Annotated in this window: 15 protein-coding genes and 1 riboswitch; of the genes, 12 read left to right on the forward strand and 3 right to left on the reverse strand. The window is 72.0% G+C overall.

Translation table 11 applies throughout. The features are described from left to right. Window positions 1-78 precede the first annotated feature (78 nt). Genes L0984_RS04305 through L0984_RS04320 form a run of 4 tightly spaced genes read left to right on the forward strand, consistent with a single transcriptional unit; the run spans window position 79 to window position 6,667 of the window. Window positions 79-759 (forward strand): CerR family C-terminal domain-containing protein, encoded by a 681-nt coding sequence (locus L0984_RS04305; protein ID WP_234192490.1) that lies wholly within the window; start codon window positions 79-81, stop codon window positions 757-759. Next, entirely contained in the window at window positions 756-2,354 is a 1,599-nt protein-coding gene (locus tag L0984_RS04310) for an efflux transporter outer membrane subunit (protein WP_234192491.1), read from the forward strand. The genes L0984_RS04305 and L0984_RS04310 overlap by 4 nt, the downstream gene beginning before the upstream one ends. Window positions 2,355-2,382: 28 nt before the next feature. Further along, a complete protein-coding gene (locus L0984_RS04315; protein WP_234192492.1) occupies window positions 2,383-3,537 on the forward strand; it encodes an efflux RND transporter periplasmic adaptor subunit in 1,155 nt (384 codons plus the stop codon). A gap of 16 nt (window positions 3,538-3,553) precedes the next feature. Next, complete coding sequence (locus L0984_RS04320) at window positions 3,554-6,667, forward strand: efflux RND transporter permease subunit (protein ID WP_234192493.1); 3,114 nt, start codon at window positions 3,554-3,556, stop codon at window positions 6,665-6,667. Here the strand turns inward: L0984_RS04320 and L0984_RS04325 are convergent. Further along, window positions 6,642-7,535, reverse strand: a complete 894-nt coding sequence (locus L0984_RS04325) for an MBL fold metallo-hydrolase (protein ID WP_234192494.1) — start codon at window positions 7,533-7,535, stop codon at window positions 6,642-6,644. The genes L0984_RS04320 and L0984_RS04325 overlap by 26 nt on opposite strands. A 101-nt stretch (window positions 7,536-7,636) precedes the next feature. Here L0984_RS04325 and L0984_RS04330 point away from each other — a divergent pair, with 101 nt between their 5' ends. The 3 genes from L0984_RS04330 (at window position 7,637) to L0984_RS04340 (ending at window position 8,984) form a co-directional block, all read left to right on the forward strand. Continuing rightward, the gene (locus tag L0984_RS04330) at window positions 7,637-7,981 is read left to right on the forward strand and encodes an ArsR/SmtB family transcription factor (RefSeq protein WP_234192495.1); all 345 of its coding nucleotides are present in this window, start codon (window positions 7,637-7,639) and stop codon (window positions 7,979-7,981) included. 126 nt (window positions 7,982-8,107) lie between these two features. Next, window positions 8,108-8,542 (forward strand): YeeE/YedE family protein, encoded by a 435-nt coding sequence (locus tag L0984_RS04335; RefSeq protein WP_234192496.1) that lies wholly within the window; start codon window positions 8,108-8,110, stop codon window positions 8,540-8,542. Between the two features lie 7 nt (window positions 8,543-8,549). Further along, complete coding sequence (locus L0984_RS04340) at window positions 8,550-8,984, forward strand: YeeE/YedE family protein (RefSeq protein ID WP_234192497.1); 435 nt, start codon at window positions 8,550-8,552, stop codon at window positions 8,982-8,984. Between the two features lie 22 nt (window positions 8,985-9,006). Here the strand turns inward: L0984_RS04340 and L0984_RS04345 are convergent, their stop codons facing one another. Further along, the gene (locus L0984_RS04345) at window positions 9,007-9,783 is read right to left on the reverse strand and encodes a DeoR/GlpR family DNA-binding transcription regulator (protein ID WP_234192498.1); all 777 of its coding nucleotides are present in this window, start codon (window positions 9,781-9,783) and stop codon (window positions 9,007-9,009) included. 258 nt (window positions 9,784-10,041) lie between these two features. Here L0984_RS04345 and L0984_RS04350 point away from each other — a divergent pair, with 258 nt between their 5' ends. The 5 genes from L0984_RS04350 to L0984_RS04370 all read left to right on the forward strand — a co-directional run bounded on the left by L0984_RS04350 (window position 10,042) and on the right by L0984_RS04370 (window position 19,169). Then, window positions 10,042-12,162 carry a LamG domain-containing protein gene (locus L0984_RS04350; RefSeq protein ID WP_234192499.1) on the forward strand — a complete coding sequence of 707 codons (2,121 nt, stop codon included), beginning with the start codon at window positions 10,042-10,044 and terminating at the stop codon, window positions 12,160-12,162. A gap of 14 nt (window positions 12,163-12,176) precedes the next feature. Then, window positions 12,177-14,423 (forward strand): phosphocholine-specific phospholipase C, encoded by a 2,247-nt coding sequence (locus tag L0984_RS04355; RefSeq protein WP_234192500.1) that lies wholly within the window; start codon window positions 12,177-12,179, stop codon window positions 14,421-14,423. 53 nt (window positions 14,424-14,476) lie between these two features. Further along, window positions 14,477-14,689, forward strand: a complete 213-nt coding sequence (locus L0984_RS04360; protein WP_234192501.1) for a hypothetical protein — start codon at window positions 14,477-14,479, stop codon at window positions 14,687-14,689. A 39-nt stretch (window positions 14,690-14,728) separates the two neighbouring features. Continuing rightward, window positions 14,729-16,909: a phosphocholine-specific phospholipase C gene (locus L0984_RS04365; protein WP_234192502.1), complete on the forward strand. Its 2,181-nt coding sequence runs from the start codon at window positions 14,729-14,731 to the stop codon at window positions 16,907-16,909. 964 nt (window positions 16,910-17,873) lie between these two features. Then, the gene (locus tag L0984_RS04370; RefSeq protein WP_234192503.1) at window positions 17,874-19,169 is read left to right on the forward strand and encodes an Hsp70 family protein; all 1,296 of its coding nucleotides are present in this window, start codon (window positions 17,874-17,876) and stop codon (window positions 19,167-19,169) included. A gap of 18 nt (window positions 19,170-19,187) precedes the next feature. Here L0984_RS04370 and L0984_RS04375 read toward each other — a convergent pair whose 3' ends face one another. Beyond that, a complete protein-coding gene (locus L0984_RS04375; protein ID WP_234192504.1) occupies window positions 19,188-20,300 on the reverse strand; it encodes an HDOD domain-containing protein in 1,113 nt (370 codons plus the stop codon). A 216-nt stretch (window positions 20,301-20,516) separates the two neighbouring features. Beyond that, a riboswitch (Fluoride riboswitch) is annotated at window positions 20,517-20,588 on the forward strand. Window positions 20,589-20,592 lie beyond the last annotated feature (4 nt).

Genomic DNA, 20,592 nt, shown 5'->3' on the forward strand with positions numbered 1-20,592 from the left:
CGCGGCGTCGGACAAAGGCGCGACCGCGGCGCCGACTTTAATCATTCGTTTGATTCCCATGCTCTAATCCGCACCCGCATGACCACCGCCACACCCAAGCCGGCCCGGGGCGACGGGGCCGAGGCCCGCCAGCGCCTGCTGCTGGCCGCGCTCGCCCTGTTCGCCGACCAGGGCTTCGCCAAGACCTCCACCCGCGCCATCGCCGCGGCCGCCGACATGAACATCGGCGCCATCAGCTACTACTTCGGCGACAAGGCCGGGCTCTACGCCGCCTGCTTCACCGAGCCCCTGGGCGGCACGGCCGAGGAGACCACCGCCCTGTGGTCCGCGCCGGCCCTGCCGCTCGACGAGGCGCTGGGCGTGTTCATGCGCGCCTACCTGGAGCCGCTCAAGCTGGGCGAGCCAGTGCGCCAATGCATGCGCCTGCACCTGCGCGAAATGCTGGAGCCCAGCAGCCAGTGGGCCACCGAGGTGGAGCGCGACATCAAGGCGCCACACCAGGCCATGGTGCGGCTGCTGGCGCGCCACCTGAGCGCCCGCGTGGACGACGACATCCACCGCCTGGCCTTCGCCATCACCGGCCTGGCGATGCAACCCTACGTGACGCGCGACTTCATCGACGTGATCCGCCCCGGCCTGCTGCGCAGCGCCCGCGCCGTGGACCAGTGGGCCGACCAGCTGGCCGGCATGGCCGTGGCCCTGGTGATGGCCGAACGCAGCCGCCGCGCGGACTACGTTTCCGAGGACCCCTCCGCATGACCCCCAAGACCGCCCCGCCCGCCGCGCGGCTGCTGGCCGCGCTGCCGCTCGCGCTGGCCCTGGCCGCCTGCGGCGTGACCCGGCCGCCCGCCATCGTGCAGGCGCCCGCGCCCGCCCAATGGCGCAGCCCGGTGCCGGCCGATGCCCTGCCCCACCACGGCTCGACGGCCGACCTCGCCCAATGGTGGCGCCGGGCCGGCGACCCGCTGCTGGCCGAGCTGATCGAGGCCGCCCAGGCCGCCAGCCCCAACGTGGCCAGCGCCGCCGCACGCGTGACCGAGGCCCGCGGCGCCCGCACCCAGGCCGGCGCCGCCCTGGCACCGCGGCTGGACGGCAATCTGTCGGCCACGCGCAGCGCCTCGCCGCTCGGCGGCACCAGCACGGGCAGCACCACGACCACCGGGACCGGCAGCACCAGCGTGCCACCGGCGACCGTGCTGCAGGCCACGCTGCAGCCCAGCTGGGAGATCGACCTCTTCGGCGGCCTGCGCGCCAGCCGCGACGCCGCCATCGCCCGCCTCGATGCCGGCGAGGCCCGCTGGCACGACGCCCGCATCGCCGTGGCGGCCGAAACGGCCAATGCCTATTTCGCCGAACGCGCCTGTGCCCGCCAACTGGCGGTGGCCGAGGCCGACACCCGCTCGCGCACCGAGACGGCCCGCCTCACGGGCTTGTCGGCCGATGCCGGCTTCACCGCGCCGGCCGATGCGGCACTGGCCCGCGCCAGCGCGGCCGATGCCTCGGGCCGGCTCACCCAGCAGCGCGCCCAGTGCCGCGTGCTGCGCCACGGGATGGTCGCGCTGACGGGCCTGCCGGCGGAGGACCTCGACCGGCGGCTCGATGCCCAGTCCGCCATCACCGCCCTGCCCACGCCACCGGCCGTGGACGCCGTGCCGGCCCAGACGCTCTCGCAGCGGCCCGACCTGTTCGCCGCCGAGCGCGCCGTGGCGGCTGCCAGCGCCGAAGCCGGCGCGGCCCAGGCCCAGCGCTATCCGCGCCTGACGCTCAGTGGCAGCGTGGGCCGGCTGCAGCTGCGCAGCCAGGGCTTCCGTGCCTCGCTCGACACCTGGAGCGTGGGCCCGGTGGCGCTGTCGGTGCCGCTGTTCGACGGCGGCGTCTCGGCCGCCAATGCCGAGTCGGCCCGCGCCCGCTACGACGAGGCCGTGGTGCAGTACCGCGCCAGCGTGCGTCAGGCCGTGCGCGAGGTCGAGGAGGCGCTGACCAACCTCGACAGCACCCGCCAGCGCGCCGCCGATGCCGACACCGCCGTGCGCGGCTACCAGGCCAACTTCGACGCTGCCCAGTCGCGCTATCAGACGGGGCTGGCCAGCCTGTTCGAGCTGGAGGACGCGCGCCGCACCCTGTTCGCCGCGCAGACGGCGCGCGTCTCGCTGCAGCGCGAGAGCAACGAGGCCTGGGTCGCGCTCTACCGCGCGGTGGGCGGCGGCTGGCAACGGCCCGACGCCGACGGCGCAGCCACCGCCCCGGCCACCACCGCCGGCATGTCGAACGCCACCGTCACCGCCCCAGACGCCAAGGCCGCCTCGACGGCCATCCCGACCACGACCGGCGCGACCGCCACGCCACGCCCCTGACTCCCGCCCCGCGCCCGGAAAGATCACCATGCAACGCTCCCGACGCCCGCTCCTCATCGCGATCCTGGTCGTGGCCCTCGTGGCCGTGGCCGCCTTCTTCCTGCTGCGCGGCAAGCCCGCGGAGGGCGAGGCCAAGAAGGCCGACAAGCCCGCCGCCACCGCCCGCCCCGCGCTCACCGTCACCGTGGTGCAGCCGCAGCCCGCCGACCTGGTGGCCGGCCTGCCGGCCAACGGCAACATCGCCGCGTGGCAGGAGGCCATCATCGGCTCCGAGGCGGCCGGCCTGCGCCTGGCCGACGTGCGGGTGAACGTGGGCGACGTGGTGAAGAAGGGCCAGGTGCTGGCCACCTTCTCGGGCGACACGGTGCAGGCCGAGGTCGCCCAGGCCCGTGCCAGCCTGGCCGAGGCCGAGGCCGCCGCGGCCGATGCCGCCGCCAATGCCGAGCGTGCCCGCACGCTGTCGGCCACCGGCGCACTGAGCCAGGCCCAGATCAACCAGTACCTCACCACCGGCCAGACCGCCAAGGCCCGCGTCGAGGCCGCCCGCGCCGCGCTGCAGGCGCAGCAGGTGCGCCAGCGCAACACGCAGGTGCTGGCGCCGGACGACGGCGTCATCTCCTCGCGCACCGCCACCGTGGGCGCGGTGGTGGGCTCGGGCGCCGAGCTGTTCCGCCTGGTGCGCCGCGGCCGGCTCGAATGGCGGGCCGAAGTCGCGTCCAACGAGCTGCCCAAGGTGCGCGTGGGCCAGAAGGCCCGCGTGACGGCCGCCAGCGGCGTCACGGTCGAGGGCACGGTGCGCGCCCTGGCGCCCACGGTCGATCCGCAGACGCGCAATGCGCTGGTATACGTCGACCTGCCCGCCAACGGCGACGTGCGCGCCGGCATGTATGCGCGCGGCGAATTCATGCTCGGCCGCATCGAGCAGCTCACCGTGCCGCAGTCCGCCGTGGTGGTGCGCGACGGTTTCGCCAGCGTGTTCGAGGTGGGCGCCGATGGCAAGGTCGCCATGCGCCGTGTGACGACCGGCCAGCGTGCCGGCGACCGCATCGCCATCGCCGAGGGCGTGAAGCCCGACATGAAGCTGGTCGAGCGCGGCGCCGCCTTCCTCAACGACGGCGACGTGGTGCAGGTGCAGGGCCAGCCGGCCCCCGCAGCCGGCGCCCCGGCCCCGGCCGCCAAGTGACGCGGGAGCATCCGGCATGAACCTTTCCGCCTGGTCGATCCGCAACCCCATTCCGGCGGCGATGCTCTTCGTCCTGCTGACGCTGGCAGGGCTGCTGTCCTTCAAGTCCATGAAGGTGCAGAACTTCCCGGACATGGACCTGCCGGTGGTGGTCGTCACCGCCGCCCTGCCCGGCGCCGCGCCGGGGCAACTCGAAAGCGACGTGGCGCGCAAGATCGAGAACGCCATCGCCACCATCCAGGGCGTCAAGCACATCACCTCCACCCTGGTCGACGGCCAGGCCACCATTGCCACCGAGTTCGAGCTGGAAAAGCCCGTGCAGGAAGCGGTGGACGACGTGCGCTCGGCCGTGAGCCGCGTGCGCGCCGACCTGCCGGCCGATCTGCGCGACCCCATCGTGGCCAAGCTGGAGCTGTCTTCGCAGCCGGTGCAGGCCTATGCCATCGCCTCCGACAACTGGGACGACGAGCAGCTGTCGTGGTTCGTCGACGACACGCTGTCGCGCCGCATGCTGGCGGTGCCGGGCGTGGGCGCCATCACCCGCGTGGGCGGCGTCACGCGCGAGGTGCGCGTCGCGCTCGATCCGGCGCGCATGCAGGCGCTGGGCATCACCGCAGCCACCGTCTCGCGCACGCTGCGCCAGGTGCAGATGGAAAGTGCCGGTGGCCGGGCCGAGCTGGGCGGCGCCGAGCAGCCGCTGCGCACCCTGGCCACCGCCAAGACGGCGGCCGAAGTCGCCGCCATGCAGATCCCGCTGGGCAATGGCCGCCATGCCCGCGTGGACGAGGTGGCCACCGTCACCGACACCGTGGCCGAACCGCGCGCCCTGGCCCTCCTGGACGGCAAGCCGGTGATCGGCTTCGAAATCTCGCGCAGCCGCGGCGCCAGCGAGGTGGAGGTGGGCGACGGCGTGCAGAAGGCGCTGGACAAGCTCCAGGCCGACTACCCGCACCTGACGCTGCAGCGCACCTTCGACTTCGTGGACATCGCCCGCGGCGAGTACGACAGCTCCATGCGCCTGCTCTACGAAGGCGCGCTGCTGGCGGTGGTGGTGGTGTGGCTCTTCCTGCGCGACTGGCGGGCGACCATCGTCTCGGCCGTGGCGCTGCCGCTGTCGGTCATCCCGGCCTTCATCGGCATGTACCTGCTGGGCTTCTCGATCAACATCATCACGCTGCTGGCGCTGTCGCTGGTGGTGGGCATCCTGGTGGACGACGCCATCGTCGAGGTCGAGAACATCGTGCGCCACCTGCGCATGGGCAAGAGCCCCTACCAGGCGGCGATGGAGGCGGCCGACGAGATCGGCCTGGCGGTGATCGCCACCACCTTCACGCTGATCGCGGTGTTCCTGCCCACGGCCTTCATGAGCGGCATTCCGGGCCGCTTCTTCAAGCAGTTCGGCTGGACGGCGGCGCTGGCGGTGTTCGCCTCGCTGGTGGTGGCGCGGCTGCTCACGCCCATGATGGCGGCCTACATCCTCAAGCCGCTGGTGGGCCACGACAAGGAGCCCGGCTGGATGCGCAGCTACATGCGCGCCTCGGCCTGGTGCCTGCGCCACCGCGGGCTGACGCTGCTCGGCGCGCTGGTGTTCTTCGTCGGCTCGCTGGCGCTGATCCCGCTGCTGCCCTCGGGCTTCATCCCGCCGGACAACAACGTGCAGACCCAGGTCACGCTCGAGTTGCCGCCCGGCAGCAAGCTGGCCGACACGCGCCGCGCGGTCGAGGCCGCCAGCGAGCGCATCCGCAAGGTGGGCCACATCGAGAGCATCTACGTGGCCATCGGCGGCGGCGCGGCGGGGGCCGACCCGATGGCCGGCGGCGCCGGCAGCGATCCGCGCAAGGCCACCATGACGCTGCGCCTGGCGCCGCGCGGCGAGCGCCCGGTCAAGCAGGTGATCGAGCGCGAGCTGCGGCAGGTGATGGCCGAGGTGCCGGGCGTGCGCGTCAAGGTGGGCCTGGGTGGCTCCAACGACAAGTACATCCTGGCGCTGTCCAGCGAGGACCCACAGGCCCTGGCCACCGCCTCGCGCGACGTGGAGCGCGACCTGCGCACGATTCCCGGCGTGGGCAACGTCAGCTCCAACGCCAGCCTGGTGCGGCCCGAGATCGCGGTGCGGCCCGACTTCGCCCGCGCGGCCGACCTGGGCGTGACCAGCAGCGACATCGCCGAGACGCTGCGCGTGGCCACGGTGGGCGATTACGAGCAATACCTGCCCAAGCTCAACCTGGCGCAGCGGCAGGTGCCGATCGTGGTGCGGCTGGCCGACAGCGCGCGCGAGAACCTGTCGACGCTGGAGCGTCTGACGGTGCCCGGCACCCGCGGCCCGGTGCGGCTGGGCGAAGTCGCCACGCTGGAGCCCGCGGGCGGCCCGGCCGTCATCAGCCGCTACGACCGCGCGCGCAACGTCAACTTCGAGATCGAGCTGGGCGAGCGCGGCCTGGGCGAGGTGGCCGAGGCCATCCGCGCGCTGCCCGCCATCCAGGGCCTGCCGCCCAGCGTGCGCACCATCGACGTCGGCGACGCCGAGATGATGGGCGAGCTGTTCAGCAGCTTCGGCCTGGCCATGCTGACCGGCGTGCTGTGCATCTACATCGTGCTGGTGCTGCTGTTCAAGGACTTCCTGCAGCCGGCCACCATCCTGGCGGCGCTGCCGCTGTCGCTGGGGGGCGCCTTCGTGGCGCTGCTGCTGGCGGGCAAGAGCTTCTCGATGCCCTCGCTGATCGGGCTGGTGATGCTGATGGGCATCGCGACGAAGAACTCGATCCTGCTGGTGGAGTACGCCATCGTGGCCCGAAGAGACCACGGCATGAGCCGCTGGGACGCGCTGCTCGACGCCTGCCACAAGCGGGCGCGGCCGATCATCATGACCACGCTCGCGATGGGCGCCGGCATGATGCCCATCGCCCTGGCCTGGGGCGAGGCGGACATGAGCTTCCGCTCGCCGATGGCCGTGGCGGTGATCGGCGGGCTGGTCACCTCCACCATCCTGAGCCTGCTGGTGATTCCGGCCACCTTCACCTACGTGGACGACCTGGAGCAGTGGGTCAAGCGGCTGTTCCGCCGCGGCCGGCCGGCCGCGCACGAGGGCGCGGCGGCCCCGGCGGCTACAGCACGTCCACCGGAATCTTGAGGTAGCGCACGCCGTTGGCCTCGGCCGGCGGCATCGCCCCGGCGCGGATGTTGACCTGGATGGCCGGCAGGATCAGCACCGGCATGGCCAGCGTGGCATCGCGGGCCTGGCGCATGGCGACGAAGCCAGCCTCGTCCACGCCCGCGTGCAGGTGGATGTTGGCGCGGCGCTGCTCGGCCACGGTGGTCTCCCAGGCCGGCGCGCGGCCGTCGGGCGGGTAGTCGTGGCACATGAAGAGGCGCGTGGCCGGCGGCAGCGCCAGCAGCCGTTCCACCGAGCGGTAGAGCTGGTGTGCATCGCCACCGGGAAAGTCGCAGCGCGCGCTGCCCACGTCGGGCATGAAGAGCGTGTCGCCCACGAAGGCCAACTGCGCGGCGCCGGCTTCGTCCTCCAGCACATAGGCCATGTCGGCCGGCGTGTGGCCGGGCACATGCATGGCGCGCAGCCGCAGTGCGCCCACGTGGAACACCTCGTCGGGCTCGAACAGGTGGCCGAACTGCGAGCCGTCGAGCGCGAAGCCCGGCTCCAGGTTGAACACCTTCTTGAACACGCCCTGCACCGTGCGGATGGCCGAGCCGATGGCGATGGTGCCGCCCAGCGCCTTCTGCAGGTAGGGCGCGGCCGAAAGATGGTCCGCATGCGCATGCGTCTCCAGCAGCCACTGCACCGTCAGGCCGTGCGCGCGGACGAAGTCGATGAGGCGGTCGGCGGAGTGCGTGGACGTGCGGCCGGACTTGGGGTCGTAGTCCAGCACCGAATCGACGATGGCGCAGGCCCCGCCCTCGCGCTCGAAGAGCACGTAGCTGATGGTGAAGGTGGCCGGGTCGAAGAAGGGCTGGACGCGGGCGGAGACAGGCTGGTCGGTCATCGGTGGCTCCTGGAAAGCACGGGACGCGGAAAGGACTGGACAACAGTTTATTGAAAGATAGTTTGTTTTTCAATAAACTGTTGGACATGCCCACCGCCACCATGCCTTCCGCTTCCACCGACCTGCATCACGACGCCGCGCCCGGCCCCGAGGCGCTCGCCCAGTTGCGCGCGTCCGCCGGCCGCGCCTGCGCCCTGCTCAAGGCCATGGCCAACGAAGACCGGCTGCTGCTGCTGTGCATGCTGGCCGAAGGCGAGCGCAACGTCGGCGAACTGCAGGCCGCCACCGGCATCGTGCAGCCCAGCCTGTCGCAGCAGCTGGGCGTGCTGCGCGAGGAAGGCCTGGTGCAGACGCGGCGCGAGGGCAAGTTCATCTACTACGCACTGGCCAGCACCGAGGTGCTGCGGCTGATGCAGGCCTTGCACGCCAGCTTCTGTGCGCCGTAGGGAAGGGCCTTGACCCTCGCGTCCACCGGCTTCGACAAGCTCAGCCCGAACGGTTACTGATTCACTGAATGGCATTGCGCAGTGAGGCCGCCTTTTCCTTCTTCCTTATCCATCCAGGAACCCTCCATGACCCTCGACTGGCTCCACTTCACGCCCTGGCGCTCGCTCGCCGGTGGCGGCCTCATCGGCCTCTCCGCCGCGCTGCTGGTGCTGGCCAATGGCCGCATCGCCGGCATCAGCGGCATCCTGGGCACGCTGGTCGGCCGCAGCCCCGCGGGCGAACGCCCCTGGCGGCTGGCCTTCCTGATCGGGTTGCTGGCCGCGCCCATGGTGTGGCAGATCGGCGGCGTCCTGCCGGCGGCGCACATCGCGGCCAGCCCCGGCCTGCTGATCGCGGCGGGCCTGCTGGTGGGCATCGGCACCCGCTACGCGAGCGGCTGCACCAGCGGCCATGGCGTGTGCGGACTCTCGCGCGGCTCGGTGCGCTCGCTGGCCGCCACGCTCGCCTTCATGGCCGCCGGCTTTGCCACGGTCTTCCTGCTTCGCCACCTGATCGGATGAACCCGCCATGCCTGCATTGACCGCCTTTCTCTCCGGCCTCGTCTTCGGCCTCGGCCTGCTGCTCTCCGGCATGGCCGACCCGGCCAAGGTGCTGGGCTTCCTGGACCTGGCCGGCAGCTGGGACCCATCGCTCGCCTTCGTGATGGGCGGCGCCATCGCCGTGGCCGCGCCCGCCTTCGCGCTGGCGCGCCGACGCAGCCATGGCCTCCTGGGCGCGGCCATGCAGTTGCCCAAGGCCACGCACATCGACCGCCGGCTGGTGCTGGGCAGCCTGGTCTTCGGCGCCGGCTGGGGCCTGGCGGGCTTCTGCCCCGGACCGGCCCTGGTGAGCGCCGCCGCGGGCTACCGCGAGGCCTGGCTCTTCGTCGCGGCGATGGTGGCGGGCATGGCCTTGTTCTCCTGGCTGGAGAGCGCCCGGCACCGGCGGGCGCAGACGGCCTGAGCATCAGGGCCGCTCGCCAAGTTCAGGCGAACACCACCTCGCAGCTCGACGCCATCAGCGCGGCCATGCCCGCGCGCTGGCGCGCCCGCGCATCGGTGACCAGCGTGTGCACACTGCCGATGGGCGCGTAGGCGATGCGGCTGCGCTGGCCGATCTTGCTGTGGTCGGCCAGCACGATGCAGCGGCGCGCGGCCGCCACCATGGCGCGCGCCACCTCGGCCTCGGGCCGCTCGAAGCTGCTGGCACCGTGCTCGGCGCAGACGCCCACGGGCGAGAGCAGCGCCACATCCGCGCGGTAGCGGTGGATCTCCGCCACCGTCTGCGCGCCGCAGGTGGCCGGCACCTCGGTCAGCAGCTGGCCGCCCAGCAGGATCACTTCGTTGGCGCGGCGGCTCTTCTCGTCGCGCGTGAGGTGGCGCGCCACCTCCAGCCCGTTGGTCACGATGGTCAGGCCGCTCAGGCCGGCCAGCTCCTGCGCCAGCAGTGCCGTCGTGGTGCCGGCGTCGACCAGCAGCGTCTGGCCCGGCCGCAGCAGGCGGGCGGCGGCCCGGGCGATGGCCTTCTTCTCCCGCGCCCGCGTGGCCTGGCGCACGGCCAGCGGCGCTTCGCGGCCGGCATCCTCCACGCCCACGCCGCCGCCATGCACGCGCCGCAGCGCGCCTTCGGCCTCCAGCGCCTGCAGGTCGCGCCGCACCGTTTCGCGCGAAACGCCCAGCTCCTGCACCAGGCGGTCGGTGCTCACGGCGCCCTGCGTGCCGAGCAGGGAGCGGATTCGGTGGATGCGCGCTTGTTGGAGCATGAAGGTCGCAGCAGAAGGATCAGAGGAAGGAGGAGCCCGCGGACCCGGCCGGTGCCCGGCGCCGCGCCGGCATCGTAGCGGCGCGCCTCAGGTCACGGCACTGACACGGAGTGTTGGCAAATTGTGCATTTGAGTCATTTGTTGTGAATTTCCTTTTGCCTCCGCGGGCGAGAGGCAGGCCACGGCAGATGGGGGAAAGCACACGCGCCGGCCTTGCAGGGCCGCGCGTCCATTCGACCGTTCGAAGAAAGAACCGGCATGCCACGCACGCACCTGTATTCCCGACCCGCGCCCGCCTGGAAGGCGGGCCTCCTGGGCCTGACCACCGCCCTCTCGCTCGCCGCCTGCGGCGGGGGTAGCGGCAGCAACAACCTCGCACTGGTCGCCGCCGCAGGCAGCGGCAGCGGCACCACCCCACCGACCGCCACGGGCGGCAGCACGCCCCCCACCACACCCGGCACCAACGCCGGCCACAGCGGCCCGAAGGTGCTGCTGGTGCAGGTCGACGGCATGACCTACGCCGTGCTGCGCCAGGTGCAGGCAGCCGGCGCGCTGACCAGCCTGCGCGCCGCGCCCGCGTGGACGGGCGGCATCGCCGGCACGCCCAGCGCCCAGCCCACCACCACCGGCCCCGCCTTCGCCACGCTGCTGACCGGCACCTGGGCGCGCCATGGCGTGGCCTTCGACAGCGCCGACCAGCGCATCGACACCGCGCGCACGCCCACGCTGATCGCCCAGTTGCGCCAGCGAACGCAGCCCTTCGCCCTGCAGACCGGCGTGGTGACCAGCAGCCCCGTCGCTGCCAGCCTGGGCGCCGATCCTGCGGCGGCCGCCGCCATCGACCAGCGCGTGGACTGCAACGGCGACGACGCCTGCGTCACCACCCGCACGCGCCAGCTCATCGAGGCCGGCCTCGACCTCACCGTGGCCGAGTACGGCGCGCCGGCCCGCGCCGCCACCGACGGCCTGGGCAGCGCCGGCTACCGCGCCAGCATCACCGCCACCGCGGCCGCCGTGCAGCAGTTGCTGGACACCATCGCACGCCGCCAGGCCAACGACCCGAAGGAAGACTGGCTGGTGCTGCTGACCGCCGACCATGGCCTGGATGCCTTCGGCAGCGCCACCGGCAGCCAGTCGCTGGACGACAAGACCAGCTTCATCGCCAGCAACAAGGCCCTGCCCTCGCTGCCCGCGGTCAACGATGCACCGCCGGCCGACATCGCCACCCTGCTGCAGGCCGCAGCGGCCACCGACATCGCGCCCACCGTGCTGCAGCACCTGGGCATGCTGCCCGCGCTGGAGCAGCGCGGCTACGACGGCATCGCGCTGCAGGCCGGCACCGCCGTGCGCCAGCTGCGCGCGGTGGCCGGGGCCGACAAGGCCAGCCTGGTGCTCAGCTGGACCCTGGCCGGCAACACGCAGTTGCCGGTGAAGGTGTACCGCGACGGCACGCTGATCGCCACGCTGCCCGCCGCCAGCACCCGCTACACCGACAACATCCAGGCCGCCGCAGACGGCCTCTACGGCTATCGCTACACCGTGGTGGCCGGCGACTCGGCCACCGGCGTGCAGGCGCAGATCGCCTACGTCAAGCCCGCACTGCTCGCGACCACGCTGGTGCAGGGCCTGGCGGCCTACTACCCGCTCAATGCGCTGCCCACCGCCGATGCGCTCGCCGCCTCCACGATGGCGCCCTGGGCCTCGGACGCCGCCGCCGGCTCGCTGGTGAGCGACGACCCCTTCGTCGCGCCGTACAAGGGCAAGGCCCTGCGCGTGGACAGCACCATCAAGAACGCCAGCGGCATGTCGGGCTACCGCCTGCTGCAGGGCACCGACGTGGCCACCGACAACAGCGTGACGGCCTTCACCCTCGGCTTCTGGCTGCGCACCGACGCCAGCTGCAGCCAGGGCGTGAGCAACGGCGGCACGGTGATCGGCAACAAGAACTACACCACGGGCGCCAATGCGGGCCTGGCCATCGGCCTGTTCGGCGGCTGCGAGATCCGCTTCAACGTGGGCGCCGGCGGCAGCCGCGCCGACAGCAATGGCTACAAGCTCAGCGCCGGCCAGTGGGCCTACGTGGCCGTGGTCATCGACAAGGCCAACCTCAGGATGACGGGCTATGTGCTCGACCCGGCCCTGGGCACGCAGACCGGCAACGCCACGCTCACCAGCACCCTGGTCGCGCAGCTGGGCGGCCTCAAGAACGGCATCGGCCTCAACGAGGACGGCACCGGCCTGTACTACCAGCGCGAGACCAGCTCGCCGCGCGGCGCGATGGACTTCGACGACGTCGCCATCTGGCGCCGGGCCCTCACGGCCGACGAGATCGCCAGCATGTTCAAGGCGGCGCAGCCGCTGTCCACCCTGCCGCGCTGAAAGGCCCTCTCCCCATGAACGCCCGCCGCAACTTCCTGCGCGCCTCGGCCACCACGGCCGGTGCCGCGGCCGCCCTGGCCGCCTTTCCGCCCAGCATCCGCCGTGCGCTGGCCATTCCGGCCCACAACGTCACCGGCACCATCATGGACGTCGAGCACGTGGTCATCCTGATGCAGGAGAACCGCTCCTTCGACCACTACTTCGGCACGCTGCCCGGCGTGCGTGGTTTTGGCGACCGCTTCACCGTGCCGCTGCCGGGTGGCCTGAACGTCTGGCAGCAGAGCGACGGCAACGGCAAGGTCGTGCTGCCCTTCCACCTGGACGGCAGCAAGGGCAACGCCCAGCGCGACGGCGGCACGCCGCACGACTGGGACGACAGCCAGAAGGCCTGGGACCACGGCCGCCTCGCGCAATGGCCGCGCTACAAGACCACCAAGGCGATGGGCTACCACCAGGAAGCCGAGGTGCCCTTCCAGTTCGCGCTGGCCAACGCCTTCACGCTGTGCGACGCCTACCACTGCGCCATGCACACGGGCACGGACGCCAACCGCTCCTTCCACCTCACCGGCACCAACGGCCCCACGGCCCAGAACGTGGCCTTCGTGCGCAACGAGTGGGACTGGCTCGACGGCCGGGCCGCCGCCGCCGGCACCGGCTACACCTGGAAGACCTATGCCGAGCGGCTGGAGGACGCCAAGGTCAGCTGGATCTCGTACCAGAACATGCCCGACGAATGGGGCGACAACATGCTGGGCGCCTTCCGCCAGTTCCGGCGGGCCAACCTGGCCTCGACCTGGCCGGTGAGCAGCGGCGGCGCACCCAACCAGCCCTACTCCGACAGCGGCCAGGCCACGCCCTACCGCGCCTACGACCCGGCCACCGACAACGCCGGCAACCCGCTCTACAAGGGCATCGCCAACACGCTGCCGGGCAGCAAGCCCGAGGACTACCTCGACGCCTTCCGCCGCGATGTGCGCGAGGGCCGCCTGCCGCAGGTGTCGTGGATCAACGCGCCTTCCATCTACTGCGAGCATCCCGGCCCGTCGAGCCCGGTGCAGGGTGCCTGGTTCGTCCAGGAGATCCTGGACGCGCTCACCGCCGTGCCCGAGGTCTGGAGCAAGACGGTGCTGCTGGTGAACTTCGACGAGAACGACGGCTACTTCGACCATGTGCCCTCGCCCTCGGCGCCCTCGCCCAACGGCGACGGCAGCCATGCCGGCAAGACCACGCTGCCCGACTCGGCGCTCGCGGCGGAGTACTTCACCCATGCCGCGCCCGCCGGCAGCACCGGCCAGCCCACGCCGGATGGCCGCGTGTACGGCCCCGGCCCGCGCGTGCCCATGTACGTGATCTCGCCCTGGAGCCGCGGCGGCTGGGTCAACTCGCAGGTCTTCGACCACACCTCGGTGCTGCGCTTCCTGGAGCAGCGCTTCGGTGTGATGGAGCCCAACATCGGCCCCTTCCGCCGCGCCGTCTGCGGCGACCTGACCAGCGCCTTCAACTTCGTCAATCCCAATGGCGAGCCGCTGCCGACGCTGTCGGGCCGCAAGTCGCGCGACCAGGCCGACCAGTTGCGCACGCAGCAGCAGGCGCTGGCGCAGATCGTGCCGCCGGCCAACCCGCAGCTGCCGCGCCAGGCCCCCGGCACGCGGCCCTCGCGCGCCCTGCCCTACGAGCTGCACACCAGCGCCCGCGTGGATGCCGCCGCCGGCACCGTGCGGCTGATCTTCGGCAACACGGGCAAGCAGGCGGCGGTGTTCCACGTCTACGACCGGCTCAACCTCGGCCGCGTGCCGCGCCGCTACATGGTCGAAGCCGGCAAGCAGCTGGACGACAGCTGGGCCGCCGCCACCGACAACGCGGGCCTGTACGACCTGTGGGTGCTCGGCCCCAACGGTTATCACCGCCACTTCCGCGGCGACCTCAACGCGAGCCGTGCGGCGGGCACCGCCAATCCGGAATTGCGCGTCTGCTACGACGTGGCCAACGGCAACGTCTACCTGCGCATGCGCAACGACGGCACGGCCGCCTGCACGCTGACGGTCCGTGCCAAGGCCTACCGCGACGACGGTCCGTGGACCGCCACGATCGCACCGGGCGCCACGGTGGAGCAGCACTGGGACCTGGCCGCCAGCGGCCGCTGGTACGACTTCGAGGTCGTCAGCAGCACCGACCCCAGCTTCCACCGCCGCTTTGCCGGCCGCGTCGAAACCGGCGCGCCGTCGGTCAGCGATCCGGCCATGGGCCTGGGCGAGCGATGAGCCGCCCGCCCCACCTCTTCCCATCCTCCCTCCCCGACCACGAGCCACCCACCATGTCCCACACCTTCTTCTCCCTGCGCACCGGCCTCGTCGTGCTGGCCGCCTGTGCTGCCCTGTCCGCCTGCGGCGGCAGCGGTGGCGGCAGCGGCTTCGTGCCCCTCGTCGGCGGCACCACGCCGGGCGCCGGCAGCGGCAACACCGGCACCAACCCGCCGCCTGCGACCGGCGACGGCAGCAAGACGCCCGAGATGCGCTGCGCGCCCTGAGCCCGCCGCGCCCCGCAGATCCACGACGACACGCACACCATGAACTCCCGTCGCAAATTCCTCCAGACCACGGCCACCTCGGGCATCGCCGCCGCCACGCTGGCCGCCTTTCCGCCCAGCATCCGGAAGGCGCTGGCCATTCCGGCCAACAACGTCACCGGCACCATCAAGGACGTCGAGCATGTGGTCATCCTGATGCAGGAGAACCGCTCCTTCGACAGCTACTTCGGCACGCTGATGGGCGTGCGCGGGTTCGGCGACCGCTTCACCATTCCGCTGCCCAAGGGCCTGAACGTGTGGCAGCAGTCCGATGCCAACGGCAAGCCGGTGCTGCCCTACCACCTGGACGGCAGCAAGGGCAACGCCCAGCGCGTGAGCGGCACGCCCCACTCCTGGACCGACGGCCAGAACGCCTGGGACGGCGGGCGCATGTTCCAGTGGCCGCGCTACAAGAACACGGCCTCCATGGGCTACTACAAGGAGGCGGAGCTGCCCTTCCAGTTCGCGCTGGCCAATGCCTTCACGGTCTGCGACGCGTACCACTGCGCGATGCACACGGGCACCAACTCCAACCGCATGTTCCTGTGGACCGGCACCAACGGCCCCACCGGCGCCAACGTAGCCTCGGTGGTGAACGTGTGGGACGACATCGGCCCCTCCACGCAGGGCTACACCTGGAAGACCTACCCCGAGCGGCTGGAAGCGGCCAAGGTGAGCTGGATGGTCTACCAGTTCATGCCCGACAACTACACCGACAACCCGCTGGCCGGCTTCGTGCAGTATCGCCAGGCCAACGAGGCCTCGGGCAAGCCGGTGAGCAACGACGCCGCCTCACCCGCCTACGACCCGGCCAGCGACAACGCCGGCAACCCGCTCTACAAGGGCATCGCCAACACCATGCCCGACGGCGGCTTCCTGGGCACCTTCAAGCAGGACATCAAGAACGGCAAGCTGCCGCAGGTGTCGTGGATCGTGGCGCCGGCCACCTACTCCGAGCACCCCGGCCCGTCGAGCCCGGTGCAGGGCGCCTGGTACACCCAGGAGGTGCTGGACGCGCTCACCGCCGTGCCCGAGGTGTGGAGCAAGACGGTGCTCATCGTCAACTTCGACGAGAACGACGGCTACTTCGACCACGTGCCTTCGCCCTCCGCACCCTCGCCGAATGGCGACGGCAGCTTTGCCGGCAAGACCACGCTGTCCGACGCCGACGTGGCCTTCGAGCGCTTCACGCATCCGGTGGCCTCGCCCGGCCAGCCGGTGCCGGATGGCAAGGTCTATGGCCCCGGCGTGCGCGTGCCCATGTACGTGATCTCGCCCTGGAGCCGCGGCGGCTGGGTCAATTCGCAGGTGTTCGACCACACCTCGGTTCTGCGCTTCCTGGAGCAGCGCTTCGGCGTGATGGAGCCCAACATCAGCCCCTACCGCCGCGCCGTCTGCGGCGACCTGACCAGCGCCTTCAACTTCGCGAACCCGAACAACGAGGTGCTGCCCACGCTCGCCGGTCGCAAGAGCAAGGACGAGGCCGACCAGTTGCGCGCCCAGCAGCAGGCGCTCGCGCAGATCGTGCCGCCCGCCACGCAGCAGCTGCCGCGCCAGGCCACGGGCACGCGACCCTCGCGCGCCCTGCCGTACGAGCTGCACACCAGCGCCCGCGTGGATGCATCGGCCGGCACCGTGCGGCTGATCTTCAGCAACACGGGCAAGCAGGCGGCGGTGTTCCATGTCTACGACAAGCTCAACCTCGACCGCCTGCCGCGCCGCTACATGGTCGAGCCCGGCAAGCAGCTGGAGGACAGCTGGGCCGCCGCCACCGACAACGCCGGCCTGTACGACCTGTGGGTGCTGGGGCCCAACGGCTATCACCGCCACTTCCGCGGCGATCTGAACGCACTGCGCGCGGGCGGTTCGGCCAATCCGGAGTTGCGCGTGTGCTATGACGTGGCCAACGGCAACGTGTACCTGAAGATGCTCAACGGCGGCAGCGGTGCGTGCAGCTTCACCATCCGCGCCAAGGCCTACCGCGACGACGGGCCGTGGACGGCGACGGTGGCCGCGGGCGCCAGCGCCGAGCAGCACTGGGACCTGTCGGGCAGCGGCCGCTGGTACGACTTTGCGGTCACCAGCAGCGCCGATCCGAGCTTCTACCGGCGCTTTGCGGGCCGCGTGGAGACAGGGGCGCCGTCGGTGAGTGATCCGGCGATGGGGCTGCAGGATCTCTGAGGCCGGCTGGTTTCAGCGTTCTTCCGGGGGGGCGGACAAGGTGTTCGCTGCTGGCCCGGGGCGATCAACCAGCAGTTCGGCCGGTTCGCGAGCACGAGGCTCTTGGGCTCTTGGGCTCTTGGGCTCTTGGGCTGTTGGGCTCTTGGGCTCTTGAGCTCTTGGGCTCGTCGCTCGCTGCGATGAAGTCGTGGGCTGGACGCGCATGTCGCGGGAACGGTCACCCGGCAGAGGGCGCCGGCATGCGCGCTCCCGGTGCACGCTCGCGCTGACCGGCTTGTTGCGCATGGCGCGTGCTCGCTCTCCACCGACGCGCCTTCCGCACTGCACGGCGCCGCGAATGGCACCTCCGCACGCACACCGGCACCCTCCGCCTCGACGCTGCGCCCGAACGGCCGGTTTAGGGCAGGTGCCCCGCGCTTGCTCAGCGTTCAGTTGGACTGCGTATGGATGGGGTTCGGCTGCCCCCTCTCCCCTCGTGGGAGAGGGGTTGGGGGAGAGGGGGGTAATGCACCACGCCACTGCCCAGCCCGACCGATGTCCCCCCCTCTCCCCGGCCCTCTCCCGCAAGGGGAGAGGGGGCAAATGCAGGCGAGTGCGCGCGCAACGTCCAGGCGGAGGATGCCGGTGTGCGTGCGGAGGTGCCATTCGCGGCGCCGTGCAGTGCCCCAAGCACGTCGGTGGAGAGCGGGCACTCGTCTGGTGAGGCAAGCCGGTCGGCGCGAGCGTGCACCGGGAGCGCGCATGCCGGCGTCCTCTGCCGGGTTACCGTTCCGGCCGCCTGCGCGCCCCATCAAGCCCAGCCGCCTGGTACACCCCGACAACCCAGAGACCCGGCGACCAAGCCCCAGCCAAGCAAACGACCAGGCAGACCGAAGCCGCCCGCCCATCACCGACGTTCATCACGGGCCTCGCAGCAACAAAAGGCGCACCCCCCTAGAATCCGCGCCCTTTGCCCGCCCCTGCCATGACCGCTCCGTCCTGCTGCGCCATCGACTTCGGCACCTCCAACTCCGCCATCGCCCTGCCCCAGGCCGACGGCAGCGCGCGGCTGGTGCTGGTGGAGGACGGGCGGCCCACCATGCCCACCACCGTCTTCTACGACGTGGAGGACCTCGAAGGCCACGAGCCACCGCGCCAGCTGCATGGCCGGGCCGCCCTGGCCGCGTATGTGGAAGGCCGCGAAGGCCGGCTGATGCGCTCGATGAAGAGCATCCTCGGCTCCGGCCTCGCCGAGCAGTCCACCGAGGTGGGCGAAGGCCGCTCGGTGCGCTACCTCGACGTGATCGGCGACTACCTGCGGCATCTGCGCCGCCTGGGCGAACAGGCCGCCAGCGGGCCGCTGACGCGCGTGGTGCTCGGCCGGCCGGTGCACTTCGTCGACGACGACGCCACGCGCGACGCCAAGGCCCAGGCCTCGCTCGAAGCCGCGGCGCGCGAGGTGGGCTTCGCCGAGGTGCACTTCCAGTTCGAGCCCATCGCCGCCGCCCTGGACCATGAGCAGTCGGTCACGCAGGAAGAGCTGGTGCTGGTGGCCGACATCGGCGGCGGCACCTCCGACTTCTCGCTGGTGCGCGTGGGGCCGCAGCGGCGCGAGCGCCTCGATCGCAAGGACGACATCCTGGCCAACCACGGCGTGCACGTGGCCGGCACCGACTTCGACCGCCGGCTGGACCTGGCCGCCATCCTGCCGCTGTGCGGCTACCGGGCGCTGGGCCCGACACGCCCCGGCGAGCGTCCGCGCGAGGTGCCCAACGCGGTGTACTTCGACCTCGCGACCTGGCACCTGATCAACGGCGTGTACGCCACCAACCGCGTGCTGGAGCTGCAGCGCATGCGCAGCTTCTATGCCGACGCGCGGCTGCATGCCCGCCTGATGCAGGTGGTGCAGGCCCGCCTGGGCCATGCGCTGCTGGCGCGCGCCGAGGCCGCCAAGATCGCCGTGGCCGAGGGCGGCGCCACCACGCTGGGGCTGGACCTGATCGAGCCCGGCCTGGCCACGCCGCTGGACGCCGCCACCGCGCTCGGCGCGCTGGACGCCGACCTGCAGCGCATCGCCGATGCCGCCGTCGAGACGCTGGCCCAGGCCGGCGTGACGGCGCAGGACGTGCGCACGCTCTACTTCACCGGCGGTTCCACCGGCCTGCGCGCCCTCACCGAACGGATCGCCCACGTGGTGCCCGGGGCACGCGTAGTGCACGGCGACCGGGAATCGAGCGTGGCCCGCGGCCTCGGGCTGCACGCCTTGCGCGTCTTCGGCTGAGCAGCGGGCGTCGGCGCGTCAGACGCGCAGGCCCTCCAGGGTCCGCTCTTCCCGCAGCAGGGCGGGCAAAGGCGCCAGCGCCGGCAGGCCCAGGTAGCTGCGCACATGGTGGAAGTCCGGGTCGCTGTCGAACACGGCGTCCAGCTCCTGCGGCCCGAGGAACTGGCCGCAGGCCAAGCGCTCGCCGATGCGGGCGCAGAGGTAGCCGAGCGCCAGCGCAGGCGCGCGCGCCGGCGGCGCCGCCTCCAGCGGCGTGACCAGCACCGACTCGAGCGCCCAGGCATCCGCCGCCAGGTGGGCGGGCAGCTTCCATTCGCGCATCAGCAACTGCCCGAGGGCGCCGGCCGACACGCCCCAATGGGCCTGCTGCAGGCGCAGGCGCGGCAACAGCGCGCCGGGCGCCACGGCGTCGTCGGGCGCGCGGCTCGCATGCTGGAAGGTGGTCGCGGCCAGGTGGCCCACGAAGGAGATCACCACGCCGGTGGCCAGCGCGCCGGGGTCCTCCAGCTGCAGGCGCGGCGCCAGGCGCAGGCACAGCGCGCCCGCCAACCCGCCCGAGGCGTCCAGCGTGTCCAGCACGCGGCGGCCGAAGGGCGAGCCGCTGTTGAAGGAGATGCCCAGCATGTGCCTCAGGCAGATGTTGCGCACCGTGGTCAGCCCCAGGAAGGTGATGGCCTGGCTCACGCTCGCCACCGGCTGGCGCACGCCGTAGAGCGGCGAGTTGACGGCCGCCATCACCTTGGCGGCCACCAGCGGCTCGCCCATCACCAGCGCCGCCAGCTCCGAGGCGCCGGCGCGGGACACGAAGTCGGGCGACACCAGCTGCTGCAACGCGCGCGGCGGCGGCGGGATCTCGCGCAGCACCGTGCGCACGCGGCGGGCCTGCTCCTCCAGCAGGGCGTCGGCGGCGGTCAGCTGGAAGCTGGCCAGCTGCTCGGGCAGGCCGCCCGTGGGCGGCGGCGCGTAGGCCTGCGGTGCGGCATCGGGGCCGGTCTCCACCTCGCGCCATTCGAACTCGGGGGCCAGCGGCGCAGGCGCGGTTGACGTGCGGCGCGGGGCGGGCGCGGGCACGCCGGGCGCATCGGCACGGCCGGTCAGCGAGCGCCACCAGTGCTGCCAGCGGCTCGTCATGCGATGCGGCCGCCGCCATGAGCCGGCCACCCGGCCGGACGCACCGGTCCGCCGGCGATGGCGCAGTGGGGGGCGGACGGACACAGGCACATGGTGGCGGAGGGGCGTGAGGCGCACGGCGCACCCGGGGTGGGCGGCGCACCAGGAAATGAAGCCAAAGGAATTATTAACGCTTTGTTTCAATTGGCGCAACGGGCCCGACCCAACGCTATGATCGGCGGCCCTGGAGATGGCATTCCTCCATGAACCGCCGTGGCGCCTGTCGCGGCTGATGATGCCTACATGCCCCTGA

The organism is Pseudacidovorax sp. NFM-22 (genome assembly GCF_021401245.1).
Classification (GTDB): Bacteria; Pseudomonadota; Gammaproteobacteria; order Burkholderiales; family Burkholderiaceae_C; genus Xenophilus.